Raw genomic sequence first — 531 nt, 5'->3', positions numbered from 1 at the left:
CGTTGGCGCGGCCTATGCGAAACGCTGAGCGCGTATTCGTATCTGCCCCTTCCCAAAGGGAGCATAGGAATGGCTTTGAGTGAGACAGAACCACGACTTGAGCGACGCGAGAATAGAGGCGCCGCAGCTCCTGTTTCGTTGTCAACGAACGATTTTCGTCTAGGCTGGTCATCGGATCATCAATTATCACTACCGTCTTAGCCAGATTGGCGTCCTGCTCTAGCGAGGCGAAGAAGAAAGCCAAGGCCAGCGTATTTCGATCACCGGCGCTCAGCGTGTTCCGAAACGAAGGTCCGTGTCCCGCTGAGATGTCGACATGCTGCTGGTTTATCACGACGGAGTATGATGCCGACGAGCCAGCACGGTTGTTGACCGATGAGAACTGAGCGATCCGAAAGCCCGCATTGAAGCGCCGGAGATAGTCATTGATGGAAGTCTCATACGTCGGGAAAATTGTCTGGCGATATCTATCTAAGTCCTCGCGGGCTTTTGCACGGTTCGCCTCGGTGACCTTCTTGGCGGCCTTCTCCG

Annotated in this window: 1 protein-coding gene; it reads right to left on the bottom strand. The window is 55.0% G+C overall.

Translation table 11 applies throughout. The features are described 5' to 3' along the window. The coding region (locus ACXJ7R_RS36100; RefSeq protein ID WP_457155942.1) for an AAA family ATPase at nucleotides 1-531 on the bottom strand (531 nt) is incomplete at both ends.

The sequence above is a fragment of the Mesorhizobium sp. P5_C1 genome, assembly GCF_054049815.1.
The sequence above is the reverse complement of the archived record's forward strand: the minus strand, read 5'-3'. Positions and strand labels throughout refer to the sequence as shown.